The 5,521-nt window shown below is 70.9% G+C and carries 5 protein-coding genes and 1 pseudogene; 4 read left to right on the top strand and 2 right to left on the bottom strand.

Annotated features, from left to right (window positions below):
• A partial coding sequence (locus tag ABZ281_RS29075) for an MFS transporter (RefSeq protein ID WP_356660191.1) occupies positions 1 to 917 on the bottom strand: 917 nt, incomplete at its 3' end.
• A gap of 299 nt (positions 918 to 1,216) precedes the next feature.
• Here ABZ281_RS29075 and ABZ281_RS29070 point away from each other — a divergent pair.
• The 4 genes and pseudogenes from ABZ281_RS29070 (at position 1,217) to ABZ281_RS29055 (ending at position 4,829) form a co-directional block, all read left to right on the top strand.
• The gene (locus tag ABZ281_RS29070; RefSeq protein WP_356660189.1) at positions 1,217 to 2,773 is read left to right on the top strand and encodes a Re/Si-specific NAD(P)(+) transhydrogenase subunit alpha; all 1,557 of its coding nucleotides are present in this window, start codon (positions 1,217 to 1,219) and stop codon (positions 2,771 to 2,773) included.
• A 6-nt stretch (positions 2,774 to 2,779) separates the two neighbouring features.
• Complete coding sequence (gene pntB, locus ABZ281_RS29065) at positions 2,780 to 4,213, top strand: Re/Si-specific NAD(P)(+) transhydrogenase subunit beta (RefSeq protein WP_356660187.1); 1,434 nt, start codon at positions 2,780 to 2,782, stop codon at positions 4,211 to 4,213.
• 85 nt (positions 4,214 to 4,298) lie between these two features.
• Positions 4,299 to 4,513: pseudogene (locus ABZ281_RS29060) on the top strand (extradiol ring-cleavage dioxygenase); the annotation flags it as partial.
• Between the two features lie 166 nt (positions 4,514 to 4,679).
• The gene (locus ABZ281_RS29055; RefSeq protein WP_356660193.1) at positions 4,680 to 4,829 is read left to right on the top strand and encodes a hypothetical protein; all 150 of its coding nucleotides are present in this window, start codon (positions 4,680 to 4,682) and stop codon (positions 4,827 to 4,829) included.
• A 365-nt stretch (positions 4,830 to 5,194) separates the two neighbouring features.
• Here ABZ281_RS29055 and ABZ281_RS29050 read toward each other — a convergent pair.
• On the bottom strand, positions 5,195 to 5,521 hold a 327-nt coding region (locus tag ABZ281_RS29050), incomplete at its 5' end, for a TrkA C-terminal domain-containing protein (protein WP_356660185.1).

Here is a 5,521-nt window from a genome sequence, read left to right as displayed (position 1 = left end):
GTGTAGAGGGCGACGACGGAGCCCTCGGGCAGTTGGAGCTCCGTCGCCTCGAACGGCAGGCCCCCCACGCCCAGCGGGGGTCCCGCGCTCATGGGCACCGACGCGAAGAAGAACAGCGGGACGAAGGCGAGCATCGAGAAGAACAGCACCGCCGCGTCCACGGTGAACGCCTTGTCCCGGAAGACCGCAGGTCGATCAGCGGATGCTCCACCTGCTGTTCGTAGCGGACGAACCCGGCGAGTATCGGGAGGCCGCCCGCGATGCACACCCAGGTCGCCCAGCTGTCCCAGCCTCACGACCAGGCCTGCTGGAAGCCGAGCACGCTCAGACCCATGCCGGCCGCGATCAGGGCGGCCCGGGACGTCCAGGGTGCCGGACCGCCGCCGGTCGGAGATGTGCGCCATCGCCGTGGGGGCCAGCGCCACGATCGCCACGGGCACGTTGACCCAGAACACGGCGCGCCAGGTCCAGTTCGTCAGCCAGCCGCCCAGCAGCGGGCCGATGGCGGTCAGCGCGCCCGTGACCCCGAAGAACAGGGCGAGGGCACGCCCACGCCGCTCGACCGGGAACACCGCCACCACCACGGCCGGCGCCGCGGGGAACAGCAGCGCCGCACCGAGTCCCTGGGTGGCGCGGAAGATGATCAGCCAGGCCTGCGCGGCACCGCCCTCGGGGACGCAACCGCACAGCACCGACGAGACGGCGAACACCACCGTGCCGATGACGACGACCCGGCGCGGCCCGTAGAGGTCCGCGAGACGGCCGCCGAGGGCGAAGAAGGCGGCGAGGGCCAGCAGGTAGGCGTTGACCACCCACTGCATGCCGGAGGACGACAGACCCAGTTCGCGGACGATGTCCGGGGGCGCGATCGACACCATGGTCTGGTCGATGAAGGTCATGGCGACGGCGAACATCATCGCAGCCAGCGCGACTGTCTGCCGAGGTGCGGATCGGGAGGGGGCGCGGCCTCGCCGCGCCCCGGGCGCGTGCCAGTCACCACAACAGTCTGCGCTCGGTCGTATCGTGCCGCATCACAGGACTCTTTCCGTCCCGCGGGCCACACTAATACCCCCGGACACGTCGTTCGGCAACCCCTCGGCGGTGTGAGGACGACCTCCTCGGCCATGTGACGACGGCCCGCCACGGATGCCGCGTCGAACGTGCAGGATGCGGGCACCAAGGAGGACAGGCAGTCGAACGACGGGAGAGGCAGACGATGGTCCCAGCGGAACCGCAACCCCAGGGGATCGGCATACCGGCCGAATCCACTGCGGGCGAGACCAGGGTGGCGGCGACGCCGGCCACCGTGGGGAGACTCGTCGCGCTCGGGTACGACGTGACGGTCGAACCGGGAGCGGGTGCCTCGTCCCGGTTCTCCGACGCGGCCTACGAGGAGGCGGGGGCCCGGCTCGGTGACCCGTGGCAGGCGGAGGTCGTGCTGAAGGTCAACGCCCCTTCGAGCGAGGAGATCGGCCGGCTGCGCGAGGGGGCGACGCTGATCGCGCTGATCAGCCCCGCCCTCAACCCCGAACTGGTCGAGGAACTGGCGCGGCGTCCGATCACCGTGCTCGCCATGGACGCCGTGCCGCGGATTTCGCGGGCGCAGTCCCTGGACGTGCTCAGTTCGATGGCGAACATCGCCGGTTACCGGGCCGTGGTGGAGGCGGCGCACGCCTTCGGGCGGTTCTTCACCGGCCAGGTCACCGCCGCCGGGAAGGTGCCGCCCGCCAAGGTGCTGGTGGCCGGGGCCGGGGTGGCCGGGCTCGCGGCCATCGGCGCGGCCCGCAGTCTCGGTGCCGTCGTCCGTGCCACCGACCCCCGTCCCGAAGTGGCCGAGCAGGTGCGGTCCCTGGGCGGGGAGTTCCTGTCCGTGACCGCCGAGCAGGAGGTGAGCACCGACGGTTACGCCAAAGCCACCTCGGAGGACTACAACCGGCTCGCCGCGCAGCTGTACGCCGAGCAGGCCGCCGACGTCGACATCATCGTCACCACCGCGCTCATCCCGGGCCGCCCGGCGCCGCGGCTGATCACCGCCGAGGACGTGGCGCGGATGAAGCCCGGCAGCGTGATCGTCGACATGGCGGCCTCCCAGGGCGGCAACGTCGAGGGCACGGTCGCGGGGAAGGCCGTCGTCACCGACAACGACGTGACGATCATCGGTTACACCGACCTGCCCGGTCGGCTGCCCGCCCAGGCGTCGCAGTTGTACGGCACGAACATCGTCAACCTGCTGAAGCTGCTCACCCCGGGCAAGGACGGCCGGCTGGTCCTGGACTTCGACGACGTGGTGCAGCGGTCGATGACCGTGGTCCGCGAGGGCGAGAAGACCTGGCCGCCGCCTCCGGTGCAGGTGTCCGCCGCACCCGCCCCCGGCGGGGCGAAGGAGCCGGAACCAGCCCCTGCCGAGACACCGGCGAAGTCCGCCCGCCCGGCCTGGTCCTCCTACGCCCTGGTCGGCGTGGGAGCGCTCGCGCTGTTCCTGGTGACGGCCCTCTCCCCGAGTGAACTGCTGGGCCACTTCACGGTGTTCGTCCTGGCGATCGTGATCGGTTTCTACGTCATCGGCAATGTGCACCACGCGCTGCACACCCCGCTGATGTCGGTGACCAACGCCATCTCCGGGATCGTCGTGGTCGGTGCGCTGCTGCAGATCGGGCAGGGCGACACCGCCGTGACCGTGCTGTCGTTCGCCGCGATCCTGCTGGCGAGCATCAACATCTTCGGCGGATTCGCCGTGACCCGCCGCATGCTCGGCATGTTCTCGAAGGGCTGATCAGGGATGACCACAGACACGGCCGCCCAGGCCGCCTACGTCGTCGCGGCGCTGCTGTTCATCCTCAGCCTCGCCGGACTCTCCCAGCACAAGACGTCCCGTTCGGGAGTGGTCTGGGGCATCGCGGGCATGGTCGTGGCCCTGGCCGCCACGGTCGGGCTCGCCTCCCGCAGCATCACCGCGAACGGGCTGGTGCTGATCGTCCTCGCCACCGCCCTCGGCGCGGGCATCGGCCTGTGGCGGGCCCGGGTGGTGGAGATGACCGGCATGCCGGAGCTGATCGCCATCATGCACAGCCTCGTCGGCCTGGCCGCCGCGTTCGTCGGCTGGAACGGCTACCTCGACGTCGACGCCGAGCTGTCCGGTTCGCTGCTGGGCATCCATCACGCCGAGGTGTTCATCGGGGTGTTCATCGGCGCCGTCACCTTCACCGGTTCCGTCGTCGCCTACCTGAAGCTGTCGGGGCGCATCAACTCCCGCCCGCTGAGCCTGCCGGGCAAGCACGTCCTCAACATCGGCGCGCTCCTCGCCTTCGTGGGCCTGACGGTGGCGTTCGTCGTGCGCCCCGGCATGGGCCTGCTCATCGCGGTCACCGTGATCGCCCTCGCTCTCGGCGCGCATCTGGTCGCCTCCATCGGCGGCGGTGACATGCCGGTGGTCGTCTCCATGCTCAACAGCTACTCCGGCTGGGCGGCGGCGGCTTCGGGCTTCCTGCTGGCCAACAACCTGCTCATCGTCACCGGCGCGCTGGTCGGCTCCTCCGGTGCTTACCTGTCGTACATCATGTGCAAGGCGATGAACCGCTCCTTCCTCTCGGTCATCGCCGGCGGATTCGGCACCCCCGCCGCGGCGGCCGACGACGACGAGCACGGGGAGCACCGGGAGATCAACGCCGAGGAGACCGCCGAACTGCTCCGCGACGCCACCTCGGTGATCATCACCCCGGGCTACGGCATGGCCGTCGCCCAGGCCCAGTACCCGGTCGCCGAACTGGCGCGCAAGCTGCGCGAGCGGGGCGTGGAGGTGCGCTTCGGCATCCACCCCGTCGCCGGCCGGCTGCCCGGTCACATGAACGTGCTGCTCGCCGAGGCCAACGTGCCCTACGACATCGTCCTGGAGATGGACGAGATCAACGACGACTTCGCGGCCACCTCGGTCGTCCTGGTCATCGGCGCCAACGACACGGTCAACCCGGCCGCCACCGACAACCCCACCAGCCCCATCGCCGGGATGCCGGTGCTGCACGTGTGGGAGGCGGCCAACGTGATCGTCTTCAAGCGGTCCATGGCCGCCGGCTACGCGGGCGTGCAGAACCCGCTGTTCTTCCGTGAGAACACCCAGATGCTGTTCGGCGACGCCAGGCAGCGCGTGGAGGACATCCTGCGCGGCCTGGACTCCCTGGACGCACCGGTTCCGGAGATGGCCGGCACGACACGCTGAACCGTGCTCAGCCGCCGGGGACGCCGTTGCCGCCGAGGGCGGGGACGGCGTCCCCGGCGCGTGTGAGGGAGCGTGCCGCGGCCCGGGGCTGCCCCTCGACCCGGTCCGCACCCGTGTGCAGCACCTTGACGACCTCGCCCGCAGCCACGACCGCGTGCACGAACTCGGCTTCGACAGGGCCCTGTCCATCGGTCGGCACACACCAAACACCGACGACAAGGAGCTCTCCCACTACGCCCGCACTCCCTCGGGCTGCGAGTGGGAGGCGGCTGTAACCCGCTCGTCGTCGACGGGTCGACGACCGGCCGTTCACCCCCGGCGCGGCCGGCCAGTACTTCGCGGGCGGGCACGACACCCACCTCGACCAGGCGTACCTCCCGGCCGTCGACCGCCGGGCCGCCCAACGGGCCACCGCCTGCCCGGTCCCCCGGCTCGTCCGACCGGGCGGGTGACAAGGCGCCGCGAGATGCCCCAAGCGCGCGTCGACTCCGCCACCATGCGTGCCGCCGCGTCGTGGACCAGCCGGGTGCGCAGTTCCGGCATGGCCACCAGGTCGACGGCGTCGCCGTGGATCTCCCGGTGGATGAACAGGCCGTCGGCGCCCGCGACCGCGTAGGCGGTGAGGGTGCTGACCGTGTCGGGATGCCGTGCTCGCTGAGCGCGTCGAGCCGGGAGTCGAGTTCCTGCCCGAGGGTTGAGCAGCGGCGTAGCGGATGCGGACGTCCGCGCTCGGCAGGTCAGGGTCGATCGGCGCCGACGGCGGGGTGCCCGGCCGACCCGGCACTTCGGGCAGCGTGGTGTTCGACTCGTCGGCGTCCGTCCGACCGACCGGTCGGTCGTGGGGGTGAGGAGCCGTCATGGGGCTGGGGGTCCGCCGGGGGTCCGGCGGCTCACGATTGATCTTGGTTGCGCAACGGACCGTTTCTGAGAGGGCTGTGTGAGCCGCAGGGTTCGCGGGCCGTCGTGTGCCGGGTTCGGGCCCTACTGGAGCTCGCTGAAGCGTTCGGTTGCCCGGGTGCGGCCGGCGACGATGATGGTGTCGTCTGCTTCCACGACGGTTTCGGGGGTCGCGTAGGTGAAGTCCTGGCCGGGCCGCTTGATGGCGACGACGGTGATGCCGTAGCGGGAGCGGACCGCACTGTTCGACAGGGGCAGGCCGACGATGTGGGCAGGCGGATTGGTTTTCACCATGGCGAAGTCGTCCTCGAACTCGATGTAGTCGAGCATCCGACCGCGGTCCGCACCCGCCTGCCGTACCTGCGCGCCCTCGGCGTGGACGCCGTGTGGCTCAGCCCCTTCTACGCCTCT

The organism is Streptomyces sp. NPDC006265 (assembly GCF_040613555.1).
GTDB lineage: Bacteria > Actinomycetota > Actinomycetes > Streptomycetales > Streptomycetaceae > Streptomyces.
Note: the sequence above shows the minus strand (reverse complement) of the source record. Positions and strands in the feature narration are given on the sequence as shown.

Excerpts from the sequence above, each read along its gene's own strand:
- ABZ281_RS29070 (WP_356660189.1), top strand. The coding sequence starts at position 1,217 with ATGGTCCCAGCGGAACCGCAACCCCAGGGGATCGGCATACCGGCCGAA.
- pntB (WP_356660187.1), top strand. The coding sequence starts at position 2,780 with ATGACCACAGACACGGCCGCCCAGGCCGCCTACGTCGTCGCGGCGCTG.
- ABZ281_RS29055 (WP_356660193.1), top strand. The coding sequence starts at position 4,680 with ATGCCCCAAGCGCGCGTCGACTCCGCCACCATGCGTGCCGCCGCGTCG.